Here is a 14,620-nt window from a genome sequence, read left to right on the forward strand (position 1 = left end):
ATGAACGTGGAATCGGTCGGCGATCGGCCCACTGCCGCCCCGCAGGCGGGTGATCGCCCGTGAGCGTGGGACAGCGGGTCACCTCCGATCACCAACTCGCTCGGCTCCTCCAGATCGGGGTGGTGCTCGAGGAGGTCGTGGAGGCGCGATCCACTCAGCACCACCGGGAGATGGACGGCGATGTCGACGCCGAGCTCGAGGCGCTGTTGCGGGACGCGGCCGACGAGTCGGCGGACCACCGCGACCGGCTCGAAGACCTCATCGACGAGCTCGACGCCGAGTCCGTCTCCTACGAGGAGATCGAGGCGCTCGTCGAGGCGCAGTACGGGAAGACGAAACCGGAGGACTTCGACGGCGTGCTGTACGACCAGCTGTGTAACGAGGAGACCGCCTACAAGTTCTACGACGACCTCATCGAGGCGATCGAGGGGAGCGACTCGTCGTTCTCCGTCGACCGCGAGCGAGTGCTCGACACGCTCCGGGCGATCCGCGAGGAGGAAGCCGAGGGCGTCGAAGAAGTAACGGCGATCATGGAGCGTCGATAACGATGAACACGGCAGATCAGTACCTGAAGGCGATTTACCTCGTTCAGGAGATGGAAGACGGCTCCGCGTCGACGGGCGCGGTCGCCGACGCGCTCGACGTGAGCCCCGCCTCCGCCAACGAGATGATCGGGAAACTCGAGGGGCGTGGCCTCGCCGAACACGAGAAGTACAAGGGCGTCTCGCTCACGGACGAAGGAATCGTCCGGGCCCGCGAGGCGCTGTCGAACTACTGCATCATCGAGCGCTTCCTCGCGAACGTGCTCGAGGTCGAGGAGTTCCGCGCGGAGGCGCGCTCGCTGGAGGCGGTCATCGACGACACCGTCGCCGAGCGGCTCGACACCATCATCGACCGCTCCTCCGAGTGTCCTGACTGCTTCGACGCCGAGACGGACGCCTGCAAGTACCTCGCGGAAGTCGAGTCGGAGAGTCCGGCCGACTGACGGCGGGTCGCGGCCGTGCGCGTGTTCGCTCAGAACGTGACCCGGCCCAGGCGTGACCAGCCCCTCAGAGCCTGGGGGGATTAAGTGCAACCCCTCGGTAGTGCTGTCGCACATGGGTAGTGGTGTGACTGACCGGATCAAGTCGCTGGTGGGGACGGGCGACGACGAGCCGGACTTCGAGTGCGCCGGCTGTGGGCGGGGATTCGAGGCGAACAGACAACAGTGTCCCGAGTGCGACGGGTTCGATATCCGGCGGGCATCGCGATCGCACTGACGGGCTTCGGCCGGCGGACGAGAAAGCAATCCTATTGTATCCCCGGGCGGTAGTGGCGGGTGCGCAGTCCCGTGGTGTAGTGGCCAATCATGAGGGCCTTTGGACGCGACCCGGTTCCTCCGGGCGCGGAAGACAGCCTTCGACGGCGGTTCGAATCCGCCCGGGACTATTCTGCGACGAGCGAGGACCAAGAGTGGGTCACCGAGCGGGACGGTCGCTCGTCCCGCCGGCCGCCGGCGACGTTTTCAGCGCCCGGCCCCCACCGCCTACCCGTGACGCTCACCGTTCACGACATCCGTAATGGCATCCGAGGCGGCGTCGGTCGGTTCAAGCGCGAGGCGACCGCGACGTTCACCAAGGAGGAATTAGCGGCGCTTGCGGACGCGCTCGACGTACCCGCGGGTCACCGGTCGACCAACGAGACGACCCGCGCGGGAGTCAGGGCAGCCGTCGGGTTGACTGAGACGGCAGAGGATGCCGAGACGGGGAGCTTCTCCAAGCCGGAGTTGCTGGCGATCGCCGACGCGCTCGGCGTCGAGCCTGTCGAAGGCGACGAACCGGAGCCGCTGTACTGACCGGAGGGAGCCGGGTCAGCGACCATGTCGGCTCAGATCAGAGGAAGGACACGGCGTACGCGAACGACGAGAACACCATCAAGCCGACGAGAACCAGCGCGAGCACCTGCTGTCGATCCATACCCGCGAATGCCCCGGGGGCGACTAAACGGTGGCGCTCACAGGCTGAACAGCAGGTACGGCACGCCGAACAGCAGCAGCGTCATCACCGCGAGGATCGCGCCGTAGGCGGCAGCGGTGCCGACGGCCGCGCGGAAGGACTCGTGGCCGAAGCGGTCGAGGCCGGTGTTCATACCCGACGCTTCGCGGGGGAGGACTAAACCGTTCCCCTTGACCACCCGAGCGCTGGGGGGCCGGTGACCGCGCACGCGGGGTGACTCGGGTGGCCGGGTCCGAACCGTTGAAGCCCGCGGCGGCGGACTGACGCGTATGGGAACCCCGCTGGACTCGCGCGAGGCACAGGTCACAGAGGTCGTGGATCGGCTCTACGAGGAGTACCCCGACACGGACATCTCACTGAACTTCTCGACCGAACTGGAGCTGCTCGTCGCGGTCGTGCTCTCGGCGCAGTGTACCGACGAGCGGGTGAACGACGTGTGCGAGGATCTGTTCGAGACGTACCAAGCGGCCGAGGACTACGCGCAGGCGAGCGAGGCGCAGCTCGCTGAGGACATCTACGGGATCACCTTCCACAACAACAAGGCCGGCTACCTGAAGGGGATCGGCGAGATCCTCGTGGCGGAACACGACGGCGAGGTTCCCGACACGATGAGCGAGCTGACCGACCTCCCCGGCGTCGGACGGAAGACCGCGAACGTCGTGCTCCAGCACGCCCACGACGTGACCGAGGGGATCGTCGTCGACACGCACGTCCAGCGCATCTCCCGGCGCCTCGGGATCACCGAGGAGAAGCGCCCCGAAGCCATCGAGTCAGACCTCGTCGACGTCGTGCCCGAGAAGGACTGGCGGATGTTCACCCACCTGTTCATCAGCCACGGGCGGGCGACGTGCACGGCGAGGAACCCCGACTGCGACGACTGTGTGCTCGCGGACCTCTGTCCGTCCGAGCGGGGCGACGCCGACGCCGACCTCGCCAGCGGCGAGGCGTGGTAACACCCACGGTCGAGGCGAACGGCCGTCGGTTCCAGTCCACTCGGAACGTCCGCCGCGTTCGAGTGTCGGGGCGCCGAACCGGCGCCCGTGACTGACACGGACGAACACGGTGTTGCTGTCGAGGAGGACACCGATCTCGAAACGGCCGAGGACGCCACGTCGTCGAAGGACGACGGCGAGCCGCCGGAGGAAGCGCTTCCCGAGCAGGAGCCAGGACGCGACGATACGGACGGCGAGACGCGCGAGCAGGACGCGGCCGAACAGGAGAACCCCGACGCCCACCGCGACGAGGAGCCATACCAGTCGTGAGGACTGCGGATGCGGCCGTGCCGACTCACGCGATGTACAGCCCGTAGTACCGGTACAGCCCGACGACGTACGCGAACACCCAGAACAGCACGTAGCCGAACACCCCGATCCGGAGGCGGCCGCGCCAGGCGGCCATGTTCTCGTGGAGGTCGTTGAGGTTCGTGTCGGGGTCTTCGAGCTCGTAGAGGTCGGCGCCGCGTTTCACTTGGAAGATACGGACGATGCCGGTCAGACCGAACGCGAGCAGCGCGTACGCCTGTAATCCGAGAAACGCGTGCAGCGCGGCGACGCCGCCGAACTGGTCGAGAAGTCGCGGCGCCATCCAGAACACGACCGGGATCGTGTTGAGCACCAGCCCCGGAAGGATGACGCGCAGGTGCCGCATGAGGCGGTCCCAGGTGACGTGATTTTGGTCGCGACCGACCATGATCCACGCCCCGTACAGGTAGAAGGGGAGGCTCGCCGTCACCATCACCGCGGCCACCGTCGCCGTCGTCGCCTCGGAGACCATCCGTCACTCCCTCGGAGCGGGGAACTCCTAAGCCCTCCGACGACGGCCGCGCCGTCGTGACGGCCGCGGCGGAACGGCTTAGTCGTCGTTCCCGTTGTCTTCCCCGGCTTCGTCGTCGTTTTCGGCGTCTGTTTCTCCGTCTCCGTTCTCCTCGCCCCCATTCTCGCCGTCGCCGCCCGCGCCGCTTCCGGACCCTGACTGGACTGATTCGAGCGACTGCCATTCGACCGTGCCGGCCTCGACGATCGAAGTCGGCTCCAGCGCGGGGTCGGTGAGCGTCACGCGCGCCAGACCGACCGGTCCCGTCCTCGGCTCTGGCAGCGCGGACGGGTCCGACGTCTCGAACGGCGCGTCCGGGTCGTCGCCGACCACCACGCGCATCGCCATTCCGAACCCCTCGTGTGGAGAACAGAGGAGGTCGTACACGCCCGGCGTGTCGAAGCCGTGGAGCCACGTGTCCGGAACCGGCCCCTCGAGTTCGCCGTCGCCCTCGTCTTCGGCGCCGTTGTCACCTCCCGCCCCTCCGCCTGTCTCACTTCCCTCGCCCGTCGGTTCCGCGGGCGGGTCGACCATGTCGCCCGGAATCGAGGACGGGACCCAACCGAGCAGCGGCGAGGAGAACGCTTCGACCCCGATCGGCACGCGCCGGCGCATTCCGTACGCCGGGTGGTACCCGACGACGTTGTGATCTGGCGTGGCGAAGACGAACTTGACCACGTCGCCCGGGTCCACGTGGAGCCCAGTCGGCTGGTAGTAGAAGTCAGCCGGGCGCTCGGCGTTCGTCGGCGGCCCGCCGATCATCGTCCGAACCTCGTGGACGGTTCCCGTTCCCGGTTCGTCCGGGGAGGTGCCCGGCTCCCCGTCGTCGGTTTGCGGGTGCGCTCCGGCGTCGCCGGCGCGCGCGGCAGCGGTCCCGCCGGTAGCCGTCAGGCCCGCCCCCACGCCGATCGCTTTCATCACGTCTCGTCGCGACTGTCCGTCTCTTGGGTTCTGGTTGTCACCCATAGGCCGTTATCGACGGCGAACGAGTTCGTTAGTAGCCGAACGACGTTCCGAAGGCTGACATTTTCTCGGACGGCTGCGACGGGGATTTCATCCCGAAAATAGCCGTCTCAGTTCGCTGATCTATCCAACGAGGCAGTCTCGACTGCTCTCGATCACGAACTGTCACGAAACCGCTGCATACCGCATGCGAGGCGAGTACGCTCGGCCAACATCGGCTCGTCGGTGCCGCAAGGTGCCGTCGAACGTCGCGGCGCTTATGCGCCTACGGCCCGGAGTTGGAGGGGATGACTGACGCCTCGGACGAGCCGGAGGGTTCGCGCGCGGTCGCTACCGGGTCGGTCGACGACGCGTCCGGTGACGGCGGCTTCGGCGACGCGTCCGACGATTCCATCGAGGCGCTGCGTGCCGAGGTCGAGGAGAAGTACGACTTCGAGAACTTCGGCCCGGCCGACATGGCGGAGATGACCGCGGCCGAGTGGGACGCGGCGTTCGATCCGGACTCGTGGATCACCGGTCGGGACCTGCTCGACCGGGTCGAACGGGACCTGCGCAATCAGATCGCGTCTCGGGAGGTGTTCGCGGTGCTCGACCGTCGGAACGACCCGCCGTCGGTCGTCGCCTACTCCGACGAGGGGTGGGCGATCGTCTACGAAGACGGGAGCGTCGAGGGGGAAGGAACGGTGCTTCGCGACGTGAAGCCAACCGTGGCCCTGTGCTCGATGGACTCCTACGAGGTCCGCGACCCACCCGAGGAGTACGAACTCCCGACACCCGAGGAGGTCGAAGGGGGGACCGGCGAGTTCGGGAACCTGATGATCCAGGCGGTCGCGACGATGCAGATCCTCGGCGGAATGGGGCTGTTCGTCGCGTGGCTGTTCTTGGGCGTCGAGACCATCGTCGCGCCCGTCATGGGTGGGTTCTTCGTCCTCGTGGGGGTGTTGCTGTTCGGCCTGGTCGCGAACGCTCGACTGTCGGATCGGTTCCGCGCCGAGGAGTACCGTGACCGGCTCCGAGCCGCCGGTATCACCGACTCCGGCGAGCAAGCCGAATTCGTCCCGTTCGAGGAGGTCGCCGAGGAGGCACTCGCGACGGCTCGGGGAGAGGAGCCGGAATCGCTGGATACGTCGGTCTCTTCGGCCGACGGCGCGGGGTCGTCCGTCGACGCTCCGGGCGGCACGACTGGAGACGAAACCGACGGATAGCGGGCCGTTGTACGGGCTACGCGCCGGCCGTGAGGTCGGTGGGTTTATGCGCGCCCAACCCCGACCCTCAACTACCCATGAAGAGGCGGGACTTTATGCGACAGGCCGGCGGTGCGACGGCCGCCATCGGGGCGGGCGCGACCGCGACGGCCGGCACCGCCGCGGCCCAGGAGGGCGGCGGCGGCCAACGGCCCGATTTCGGCGGGTACACCGACGGCGCCGAGGGCGGCGAGTACCTCGACGCCCGCGGCGAGTCCGAGGTGACCCTCGAAGTCGGCGGCGGCGGGGGCCTCGCGTTCCTGCCGACGGAGCTGTGGATCGACACGGGAACGACCGTGGTGTTCGACTGGGTCTCCGACGGACACAACGTCCTGTTCGACGACAACCCCGGCGACGTCTCCGGCCACGAACCGCTGGAAGGCGAGGGGTTCTCTTTCGAAGTGACGTTCGAGTCCGGCGGGATATACACGTACTACTGTGACCCGCACCGCTCGCTCGGAATGATCGGCGGCATCGCCGTCGGCGAGGACGTGGCGACGGTGTCGACCGGGGGCGGTGGCCCGAAGGAACTCCACGAACTGGGCGTCGCCATCCAGGCCCACTGGGTCGGCGCGGCGACGATCCTCGGCATCATCATGAGCGTGATCTTCACGTTCTATCTGGTGAAGTACGGGGAGTCCGCACACACGGGGACGGGGAGATAACCGATGTCCAGTACCGGATCCACTTACGGCGACATTCACCGATACGAGCCGGCGCGAGAGAGCACCGCCGCGGCCATCGCGATCGTCCTCCTGACGGTCGTCGAGGTCGTGTTCGTGTTCATGTTCACCTACGGCCTCGTCAACGGGTGGGGCCTCTCCGACACGGGGAACATGTTCCTCGGCGGCATCCTCGCGGTGGTCTTCATCGACCTCGCGTTCATCCTGGCGCTGTACCGCAAGGAGTTCCTCCCGGACGTCGTGATCGTCAAGAAGCGGCGTCGCAAGTGGGAGGACCTCTACATCCGCGAGGAAGACGTGGACGGAACCGACATCGGCGGCGACGCGTGGGAGCAGGTGAAACGCGCCGTCTACCCCTACTACAAACGGTGAGACGATGAGTCTGGAAAAGAAAGACGAGTACGATCACAAGAACTGGCTCGAGAGCAAGGACCTCACGCCGGTCGAGGCGACGTTCCTCACCGCGCTGATCTGGATCGACAAGCGCCTCCGAATCGTCGATTACCTGGAGCTGCTGGAGTCGCTGTACTACCGGTCGAACCTCCAGATGCCGAAGTCTCACACGGAGCAGTACGACCTGGACAACAAGTTCTGGTACTGGTACGCGCTGTACACGCTGGGCTTCTTCAGCACGCTCGCGTACGTCGTGGCGGCGATATCCGGCGCCTTACTGGGCTTTTATTACGTCCCCGCGGTCGGGTCTGCGGGACCGGGCGAGGCGTCGATCGCATACAGCCAGATCGCGTTCATCATGCGCGACCTCCAGTTCGGCTTCATGCTGCGCTCGATCCACCGGTGGTCCGCGCAGGTGATGACCGCAGCGGTCTTCCTGCACATGCTGCGCGTCTACTTCACGGGCGCGTACAAGGAACCCCGCGAGCTGAACTGGCTGCTCGGCATCGTGCTCATCTCGCTGACGATGGTGTTCGGGTACACCGGATACCTCCTGCCGTGGGACCAGCTGGCCTTCTGGGCCGGCCAGATCGGCGTCGAGATGAGCCTCTCGATCCCGCTCATCGGCGAGTGGGTCGCCCAGCTGCTGTTCGGCGGCTTCTCGCTGAGCCAAGCGACGCTGCAGCGCATGTACATCCTGCACGTGTTCCTGCTCCCCTTCGTGGTGACGACGCTCATCGCGATCCACATCGGCATCGTGTGGGTGCAGGGCATCGCTGAGCCGCACTAATAACCAATGACCGACGATAACACCAACACGGACGTTGAAACGGACGGCGGAACGGGTATCGTCGCGCCGGACGACGAGACTCCGACGTGGCGCGAGCGCAAGGAGCGCACTGAGGGGCTCTCTCGACTGACGTACGAGTACTTCGAACGCGCGCGCAGCGAGGACGAGTCGCTCCGGCGCGAGTCCGACTACGTCGAGCGCGACGTGCTCGCGTTCCCGACGTGGCCACACGAGACGGTGCGCAACCTCGCGCTCACCAGCTTCTTCGTCGGGATGATCATCTTCCTCTCGGCGACGCTGCCGCCGCACATCGGCGACCCGGCGAACCCCAACTCGACGCCGGCGATCATCCTGCCCGACTGGTACCTCTACTGGTCGTTCGGCCTGCTCAAGCTCGGCCCGCTCAACCCCGAGCTCGCCATCCTCGGCGGCCAGAAGCTGATGGCCGACCGCACGTACGGCGTGCTCGCCAACGGCATCATCGTCGGCGCCATCGCGGTCGTTCCCTTCATCAACAAGGGGTCGGCCCGGCGTCCCGTCGAGCAGCCGTTCTGGGCGGCCGTCGGCATGTTCGGCGTGACGCTCGCGTTCACGCTGTCGATGCTCTCGGTGAAGAACCTCATGCCGATGAACGTCGACCTGCTGTTCGACCTGACGTTCCTCGTTCCGCCCGTCGTCGGGGCGATCACCTACGCGGTGCTGAAGACGCTGCGCGAGGGGTACATGTACGACCTCAACCGCCGGTACTACCGGCTGCGACCCCCGAAGTAGGCACCGTCGCGGACGGTCCCGACTCGTCCGGCTCGCCGAGTTCGATTCGACGCCGCTTCGACGCGAGCCCGCTTGTTCTCATCACTCTCTGCTCGCGCCCACCGCGAGCGATGCCGCAGGACATAGTACCGTCGAGCCCCTTCGACGAGCCATGAGCGAGACGCCCGGCGAGAGGGACACCGCAGCCGCGTCTGACGACGGCCCGCCGGGGACGACGGCGAGCGCTGAGGGGCCGACCGCCGGCGGCGACGCGTCCGAGCCAGACGGGCCGGTCGCGAGCGGCGAGGGCCGCGCCCGCGACGTGGTCGTCCCGCTCGCGCTGTACAAGCGAGTCACGGCGTACGCCACGCTGGCGGCGGTGGTGACGGTCGTGCTCGGGTTCGTCATGCTCGATGCGGCGACGCTGCAGGTGTCGCTGACGCGGCGGTTCGTCGTCGGGGTGTTGGGTGCCGTCGGCATCGTTCCCCCGGAGACGTTGCTGACGGCGCTGTTCTCGCTTGCGGGCCTGGGATTGATCGCGTTCGGTGCCGGCGTGTACGTCCTCGGTTCGCGGTTCCGAGCGGCCGGGATGACCGCGGAAAACGGAAACTCTCAAGACGACGACGGCGAAGTGTAGGATAATGGCAGACGAGTTCATCAAGGGCCTCGGGCTGTTTTGCGGCGCGGGCCTCGCGTGGATGGTGCTCGCGGGCTGGTACCGGACGCCCTCGTTCGAGAGCCCCAAGCAGCTGATCGCGGCGCCTCCCGAGCCGAACAGCGTCTTCGACGCCGTCGGGATCTTCCTCAACGACGTGTTCTTCTGGACGGCGATCATGGGCGCGCTGACGTTCTGGGTGCTGATCCCAGCGATCAACCAGGTCCGCGAGTCGTCCTCCGCGGCGTAACCGGCTACGCACTCCGCAGTCGTCGCTGGCGGCCGCTTCTGTCTCCCGTCGCCGTCGCCTTCTCGTCGGTGTCGAGTCACCCGGTGGACCCGGCTCGTGTGCGGAGCGCTTTTCATCGCACGCGATCCCACTGCCGGTATGGATCGCAGGGCGACCGTCCGCCGGGTCGGCGTGGTCATTCTCGCCGTCAACCTGGTGTTGGCGGTCGCGAAGGCGATCGTCTGGCACGTGACCGGGAGCCTGGCCGTCGGCTCGGAGGCGGTGAACTCCATCGCCGACGTGGCCTACTCCGCGGTCGTGGTCGCCGGGCTGTACCTCACGACTCAGCCGCCGGATTTCGAGCACCCGCACGGCCACGAGCGTATCGAGCCGTTCGTCTCGCTGTTCGTCGCCGCGGGGGTGTTCGTCGCCGGGATCGGCGTCGCCTACTCGGGTGCGACTGCGCTGTTTTCGGCCGGGCCGCCGCGAGCGGTCACCGGCGGCCCGCTGGCCGTCGCGGTCCTCGTCGGGACGGGCGCGGTGAAGTTGCTCTTGTATCGCTACTGTTTGCGCGTCGGCCAGCGACACGACTCGCCGGCGCTTGTCGCGACGGCGCTCGACAACCGCAACGACACGCTCACCGCGCTGGCAGCGCTGGTCGGCGTGCTCGGCGCGGCCGCCGGCTACCCGGCGCTCGACGCGCTGGCGGCCGTGGCCGTCTCCGTCGGCATCCTCTACACCGGCTACGAGATCGTCCGCGACAACGTCGCCTACCTCGTCGGCGCGGCCCCGTCGGCTGAATTGCGCGAGGAGATCCTCGACCGGGCGCTCTCACACCCCGAGGTCCGGGGTGCACACGACGTCGTCGCCCACTACGTCGGCCCCGAGGTCGACGTGAGCCTCCACATCGAAGTCGAGGGCGAGCGCTCCCTGTTCGAGGCGCACGACATCGAGACCGAGGTGGTCGAGTCCATCCGGGCGATCCCCGCCGTCGACGACGTGTTCGTCCACGTCGATCCGAAGGAGCTGGGCGAGTGGAAAGAAGCCGCAGACGCGCGGGTCGCCGTCGACGAGGCCGGCGGACCGGACGCGACCGTCCATCCGCCGGACGGCGTCGATCCGGACGCAACCGATCGGTAGGCGCTCGGCACGGAGCGTCCCCGGGCCCAATTCTACCCCGCTCGCCCCGGCCGTCAGTAGAAGTTCACCCGCCGATCGTCGTCCCCCGACAGCGACACCGACGGGTCCGCCCGATCGACGGTTGGATCACCCGTGGCGCCCGTCTCGATGCGCGCGGCCGCCCGGCTGGCCGCGCGGATCGCAGCCTCCAGTTCTGCCCGATCGTTCCCCGTCGCCGGAACGCCGGCGACGACGGTTCGGCGGCCGGCGACGCGATCGCGTTCGTGGATCGCCAGCGCCTCGTCGCCGCCGGTGCCCGCGTCGGTGATCACGAGATCGCGGGGGTAGTCGCCGTGGCTGAGCGTGACGCCGTCAGCGGGAAGGCCGTCCCGGAACTGCACAACCTCGGTGCCGACGCGCCACCCCGCCGGAACGAGCGCGTCGACCGGGATCTCGCGGAGGGTGTCCCGGAGGGTGTGCTCGGTCCTCGTCGAGCCGAGGTCGTCCGCGCGGTCCTCGCGACGAGGCCGGGGCATGGGTATCAATACGTTGCCACTTCACATCAAACCAGCGGCCACCGCGCCACGTTCGCCTTGACGAGCAGTGGGCCTTCAGGGGTGTGCGGTCGTGGGAGGGCTGTCGCGGTACCCGTGGAATCAGGCATCGGAGCGGGTCAGGCACCGGTGGGGTCAGGCACTGGTGGGGTCAGGTACCCGTGAGAGTCAGGCACCGGTGAGCAAGAGCCGGATGTGACCGAGCAGCGGGATCTTGACGTGTGCCTCAGAGCGGATCCGGTCGGTGGTGACGATCGGAGCGTTGCCGTTCACTTGGTCGTACTGCGCGTTCGCGTCACCCTTCGTGATGAACCCCGCGCGCGGCGCCGGACAGTCAGTCAACTCGGCACACGAGTCGACGCCGGGCGGAAGGTACGCCGGGTTCGCCTCGTCGTACCAGTTCTCCCCGCGTTCGACGTGGAAGTGCGCGCGGTGGATGATCGGGGTCCCCTGCAACGTCGGCGAGGTGAACACGATCACGTCGCCGCGGGCGCCGAACGTCCGATCCCCGGTCGGCGTCTCGTGAGCGGCCCGGACGCCGCCGACTGCACCGTCACCGCCGAAGCGCGTCGGCTCAGCGACGACGACTAGGTCACCCCGCTCCATGTGCGGCTCCATGCTGCCCGACTCGACGGCGACCATCGGCGGCCACACGCCGACGACGGCGAACATGAGCCCCGCGACGACGGCTACGGCGAGCGCCGTGCTCGCGGCGTCACGGATCGCCTGTCGGAGGGCGCGGATCACGGGGAGCGGTTCGACCGAGAGGGAATCAGTCTTCGGGTCGCGTCCGCGGTCACCCGCCGGCGACCGTGACGGGATCGATCAGACCGGTTCGGCGAACGCGTACATCGTGTTCTGCCCGGTGATCTCCACGTCGAGAAAGTCGCCGGGGTCGACGCCGCGGTCGTCGGCGCGCTGGACGATCACCTGACGGTAGGCGCCGTCGCGGCACTTGACCGAGTCGCCGGTTCCCTCCTCGACGACGAGGACGCGGCGTTCGGTGCCGACCATCGACTCGTACGCCTCGCCGACGATCTCGCGCTTGGCCGCGCTCATCTCCTTCGAGCGGTCCTTCTTCGTCTGCCCGCCGAGCCCCTTCATGTCGGCCGCCTCGGTGCCGGGGCGCTTCGAGAACCGGGTGACGTTCACCTTCTCGGGGCGCACCTCCCGCAACAGCGCCATCGACTGCTCGTGGTCGTGGTCGGTCTCGGTGGGGAAGCCGACGATGAAGTCCGTCGAGAGCGTCCACTCGTCGAGTCGGTCGTCGAACGTCTCGACGATCTCGAGGAACTCGTCGACCCGGTGTTGCCGGCGCATCTCTTCGAGCACGTCGTCGCTGCCGGACTGCACGGGGAGGTGGATGAAGTTGTACAGGTTTTCGTTCTCGGCGAACACGTCGGCCAACTCCCCGCGGATGCCGTGGATGCCGCCGGGGTTGGCCATGCCGACGCGGACGCGGAAGTCGCCCTCGATGTCGCAGATGCGATCGAGCAGTTCGGGGAGCTTCCGCTCGTCCTCGTCCCAGCCGTAGACGCCGGTGTCCTGCCCGGTGACGCGGATCTCGCTGGCACCGGCGTGGACGAGCGCGCGGGCCTTCTCGACGTTCTCGGCGACGGGCGGGGAGTCGATGCGCCCGGTCGCGAACTTCGTGATGCAGTACGAACAGTTGCTCATGCAGCCGCGGGCGATGGGGAGGATGCCGACCTGTCCGTCGAGCACGGGGGCGGTTCCCTCGGTCGGCGTCGGACACTCGCCGTTCATCACGGCGGTGGGCACGTCCTCCCAGTGGAGCACCCGCGCGTCGACGTCGGCCTCGGCGAACTGCTCGCCCTGCGCGAGCGCCATGCAGCCGGTGACGATGAGGTCGGCGGTCTCGTCGCTCAGCTCTTCGGCGCGGCGCAGCATGTTGCGCTCGGTCTTCTCGACGACCGTGCAGGTGTTGAGGATGGCCACGTCCGCCTCGGCGGGTCCGTCCACGGGGCGGTGGCCGCCGTCGCGGAGCCGGCGCTCGATCTCGCGGCTCTCACCCCGATTGGACGTGCAGCCGTAGGTCTCGATGTGGTACGTCGCCATTCGCGTATCCCAATCTTCCCGCGCGCGAGGTTAAGGGGTACGGTCCGGGGTGACGAGCGGCGCCGCCTGCGGTGAGTGATCTGGACGCGCGGCGCTGTCCCCACTGGGGATGGGAAACCGATATACGCTGTCCGGCGAAGGATCCGCCGAACCAATGCCCTCCCGTCGCCGGCTGCTGTCCGGGCTCGCCGCCGCCGGAGCCGCGGGGCTGGCGGGCTGCTCGGGGAACGGTCCGGACGCGACGACCTTCTCTCCCGGGCGGGACTCGACCACCGAGTGGCCCCTCCCGGCGCGCGGGGCGCGCGCGACGAGCTACGCCCCGGACGCGGTCGCGCCGCGCACGCCGCCGACCGAGCGCTGGCGCGCGGAGACGGGGCGGGCGGTCGGCCGGACCGTCGTCGCCGACGGGACGGCGTTCGTCCCCGCCGAGGACGGCCTGTACGCGCTCCGCCTGCGCGACGGCGACGAGCGCTGGCGCGCCCCGATCAGCCCCTACGGCGTCGCCGTCGCCGACGGCGTCGCGTACGCCTCCAGCCGGAATGAGCCGCTTGTGTACGCGTTCGAGGCCGCTACCGGCGAGGAGCGCTGGCGCGTCGAGACGGCGGCCGACTTCGCGGTCGCGCCGCTTCCCGCCCCCGCGACCGACTCGGTGATCGTCGGTGACACCGGGGGCCGGGTCGCGGCGTTGGCGCCGCGAACCGGGGAGTCGCGCTGGACGTTCCGGGCGTTCACCGGCGTCTACTCGCTGGCGGCCCGCGAGGACCGCATCTACGTCGGGACGACCGGCGGCGAGGCGTACGAGCTGCACGTCGTCGAGACCGAGGCGGGCGAGCCCCGCGGCGTCCCGCTGTGGCGACGGAAACTTCCCGGCACGGTCCGCGCGCTGACCGCGGCGCCCGCTTCCGTGTACGCGGCCACCTTCGGCGGCGGCGTCCTCCGGCTCGCCACGGGCGCGGCGGCCGGTCGCACGGAGTGGCACGCAGTCGGCGCGCCGACGGTGACCGACGCGCTCGTCCACGCCGGCGGGCTGCTCGCGGGCGCGGGCTCGGAGGGGTCTCGGCGTTCGGCGCCGAGGACGGCGGGCAGCGCTGGCGCGTCGCCGTCGATCGCGTCGCCCCGGTGTCGCCCGCCGTCGCCGCGGGAGACACGCTGTACGTCGGCGTCGGCGGCGCGCTCCGGGCGTACGCGCTCGGGGGCGGCGTCGGCGTCGGCCCCTACCGGATCGACGTGGAGCGCTGGCGACGGGAACTGCCCGTCAGAGCCGTCGCCGTCGCCGACGGCGCGCTCGTCGTCGCCTCCGACGACCTCGACGGCTCGTCCGGCGTGGTCGTGCTGGAGTAAGTACCCCACGCCCGGAT

The 14,620-nt window shown here is 68.7% G+C and carries 21 protein-coding genes, 1 tRNA gene and 1 pseudogene; 17 read left to right on the forward strand and 6 right to left on the reverse strand.

What is annotated here, in order from left to right; genetic code table 11:
* Positions 1 to 59: 59 nt before the first annotated feature.
* From P0Y41_RS13310 to P0Y41_RS13330, 5 genes are all read left to right on the forward strand, one after another.
* Positions 60 to 545 (forward strand): ferritin-like domain-containing protein, encoded by a 486-nt coding sequence (locus tag P0Y41_RS13310; protein WP_284061798.1) that lies wholly within the window; start codon positions 60 to 62, stop codon positions 543 to 545.
* 2 nt (positions 546 to 547) lie between these two features.
* Entirely contained in the window at positions 548 to 985 is a 438-nt protein-coding gene (locus P0Y41_RS13315; RefSeq protein WP_284061799.1) for a metal-dependent transcriptional regulator, read from the forward strand.
* Positions 986 to 1,097: 112 nt separating this feature from the next.
* Complete coding sequence (locus tag P0Y41_RS13320) at positions 1,098 to 1,259, forward strand: FmdB family zinc ribbon protein (protein ID WP_284061800.1); 162 nt, start codon at positions 1,098 to 1,100, stop codon at positions 1,257 to 1,259.
* Between the two features lie 65 nt (positions 1,260 to 1,324).
* Positions 1,325 to 1,428: transfer RNA gene (locus tag P0Y41_RS13325), tRNA-Gln, on the forward strand.
* Between the two features lie 103 nt (positions 1,429 to 1,531).
* Positions 1,532 to 1,834: a hypothetical protein gene (locus tag P0Y41_RS13330; protein WP_284061801.1), complete on the forward strand. Its 303-nt coding sequence runs from the start codon at positions 1,532 to 1,534 to the stop codon at positions 1,832 to 1,834.
* Between the two features lie 158 nt (positions 1,835 to 1,992).
* Here the strand turns inward: P0Y41_RS13330 and P0Y41_RS13335 are convergent, their stop codons facing one another.
* A complete protein-coding gene (locus P0Y41_RS13335) occupies positions 1,993 to 2,127 on the reverse strand; it encodes a hypothetical protein (protein ID WP_284061802.1) in 135 nt (44 codons plus the stop codon).
* 136 nt (positions 2,128 to 2,263) lie between these two features.
* On the opposite strand from P0Y41_RS13335, the gene nth reads away from it, so the two are divergent.
* Together nth and P0Y41_RS13345 are read left to right on the forward strand one after the other, a co-directional pair.
* Positions 2,264 to 2,947: an endonuclease III gene (nth, locus tag P0Y41_RS13340; RefSeq protein ID WP_284061803.1), complete on the forward strand. Its 684-nt coding sequence runs from the start codon at positions 2,264 to 2,266 to the stop codon at positions 2,945 to 2,947.
* Between the two features lie 87 nt (positions 2,948 to 3,034).
* Positions 3,035 to 3,256, forward strand: a complete 222-nt coding sequence (locus P0Y41_RS13345) for a hypothetical protein (RefSeq protein WP_284061804.1) — start codon at positions 3,035 to 3,037, stop codon at positions 3,254 to 3,256.
* A gap of 25 nt (positions 3,257 to 3,281) precedes the next feature.
* Here the strand turns inward: P0Y41_RS13345 and P0Y41_RS13350 are convergent, their stop codons facing one another.
* Together P0Y41_RS13350 and P0Y41_RS13355 are read right to left on the reverse strand one after the other, a co-directional pair.
* Entirely contained in the window at positions 3,282 to 3,767 is a 486-nt protein-coding gene (locus P0Y41_RS13350; RefSeq protein ID WP_284061805.1) for a DUF7321 family protein, read from the reverse strand.
* A 78-nt stretch (positions 3,768 to 3,845) separates the two neighbouring features.
* Positions 3,846 to 4,724, reverse strand: coding sequence for a cupredoxin domain-containing protein (locus tag P0Y41_RS13355; RefSeq protein WP_284061806.1), 879 nt, complete (start codon positions 4,722 to 4,724; stop codon positions 3,846 to 3,848).
* Between the two features lie 332 nt (positions 4,725 to 5,056).
* Between P0Y41_RS13355 and P0Y41_RS13360 the strand changes: the two genes are divergently transcribed.
* From P0Y41_RS13360 to P0Y41_RS13395, 8 genes are all read left to right on the forward strand, one after another.
* Positions 5,057 to 5,974, forward strand: a complete 918-nt coding sequence (locus P0Y41_RS13360; RefSeq protein WP_284061807.1) for a DUF7319 domain-containing protein — start codon at positions 5,057 to 5,059, stop codon at positions 5,972 to 5,974.
* Between the two features lie 77 nt (positions 5,975 to 6,051).
* Positions 6,052 to 6,678 carry a plastocyanin/azurin family copper-binding protein gene (locus P0Y41_RS13365; RefSeq protein ID WP_284061808.1) on the forward strand — a complete coding sequence of 209 codons (627 nt, stop codon included), beginning with the start codon at positions 6,052 to 6,054 and terminating at the stop codon, positions 6,676 to 6,678.
* 3 nt (positions 6,679 to 6,681) lie between these two features.
* The gene (locus tag P0Y41_RS13370; RefSeq protein WP_284061809.1) at positions 6,682 to 7,068 is read left to right on the forward strand and encodes a DUF7318 family protein; all 387 of its coding nucleotides are present in this window, start codon (positions 6,682 to 6,684) and stop codon (positions 7,066 to 7,068) included.
* A gap of 4 nt (positions 7,069 to 7,072) precedes the next feature.
* On the forward strand, positions 7,073 to 7,879 hold the full coding sequence (locus tag P0Y41_RS13375) for a cytochrome b (RefSeq protein WP_284061810.1): 807 nt from the start codon (positions 7,073 to 7,075) through the stop codon (positions 7,877 to 7,879).
* A 6-nt stretch (positions 7,880 to 7,885) separates the two neighbouring features.
* Positions 7,886 to 8,650 (forward strand): cytochrome b family protein, encoded by a 765-nt coding sequence (locus P0Y41_RS13380; protein WP_284061811.1) that lies wholly within the window; start codon positions 7,886 to 7,888, stop codon positions 8,648 to 8,650.
* Positions 8,651 to 8,801: 151 nt separating this feature from the next.
* On the forward strand, positions 8,802 to 9,266 hold the full coding sequence (locus P0Y41_RS13385; RefSeq protein ID WP_284061812.1) for a DUF7315 family membrane protein: 465 nt from the start codon (positions 8,802 to 8,804) through the stop codon (positions 9,264 to 9,266).
* Between the two features lie 4 nt (positions 9,267 to 9,270).
* Complete coding sequence (locus P0Y41_RS13390) at positions 9,271 to 9,534, forward strand: DUF7314 family protein (RefSeq protein WP_284061813.1); 264 nt, start codon at positions 9,271 to 9,273, stop codon at positions 9,532 to 9,534.
* Positions 9,535 to 9,672: 138 nt separating this feature from the next.
* Entirely contained in the window at positions 9,673 to 10,653 is a 981-nt protein-coding gene (locus P0Y41_RS13395) for a cation diffusion facilitator family transporter (protein ID WP_284061814.1), read from the forward strand.
* Between the two features lie 53 nt (positions 10,654 to 10,706).
* Here P0Y41_RS13395 and P0Y41_RS13400 read toward each other — a convergent pair whose 3' ends face one another.
* The 3 genes from P0Y41_RS13400 to P0Y41_RS13410 form a co-directional block, all read right to left on the reverse strand.
* A complete protein-coding gene (locus tag P0Y41_RS13400; protein WP_284061815.1) occupies positions 10,707 to 11,168 on the reverse strand; it encodes a hypothetical protein in 462 nt (153 codons plus the stop codon).
* Positions 11,169 to 11,354: 186 nt separating this feature from the next.
* Positions 11,355 to 11,933: a S26 family signal peptidase gene (locus tag P0Y41_RS13405; RefSeq protein ID WP_284061816.1), complete on the reverse strand. Its 579-nt coding sequence runs from the start codon at positions 11,931 to 11,933 to the stop codon at positions 11,355 to 11,357.
* 78 nt (positions 11,934 to 12,011) lie between these two features.
* Complete coding sequence (locus P0Y41_RS13410; RefSeq protein ID WP_284061817.1) at positions 12,012 to 13,262, reverse strand: tRNA (N(6)-L-threonylcarbamoyladenosine(37)-C(2))-methylthiotransferase; 1,251 nt, start codon at positions 13,260 to 13,262, stop codon at positions 12,012 to 12,014.
* Between the two features lie 154 nt (positions 13,263 to 13,416).
* Here P0Y41_RS13410 and P0Y41_RS18025 point away from each other — a divergent pair.
* Together P0Y41_RS18025 and P0Y41_RS13420 are read left to right on the forward strand one after the other, a co-directional pair.
* Positions 13,417 to 13,917, forward strand: a pseudogene (locus tag P0Y41_RS18025) (outer membrane protein assembly factor BamB family protein); the annotation flags it as partial.
* 317 nt (positions 13,918 to 14,234) lie between these two features.
* Entirely contained in the window at positions 14,235 to 14,603 is a 369-nt protein-coding gene (locus P0Y41_RS13420; RefSeq protein ID WP_284061819.1) for a PQQ-binding-like beta-propeller repeat protein, read from the forward strand.
* Positions 14,604 to 14,620 lie beyond the last annotated feature (17 nt).

It is taken from the genome of Halobaculum halobium (genome assembly GCF_030127145.1).
Taxonomy (GTDB): domain Archaea; phylum Halobacteriota; class Halobacteria; order Halobacteriales; family Haloferacaceae; genus Halobaculum; species Halobaculum halobium.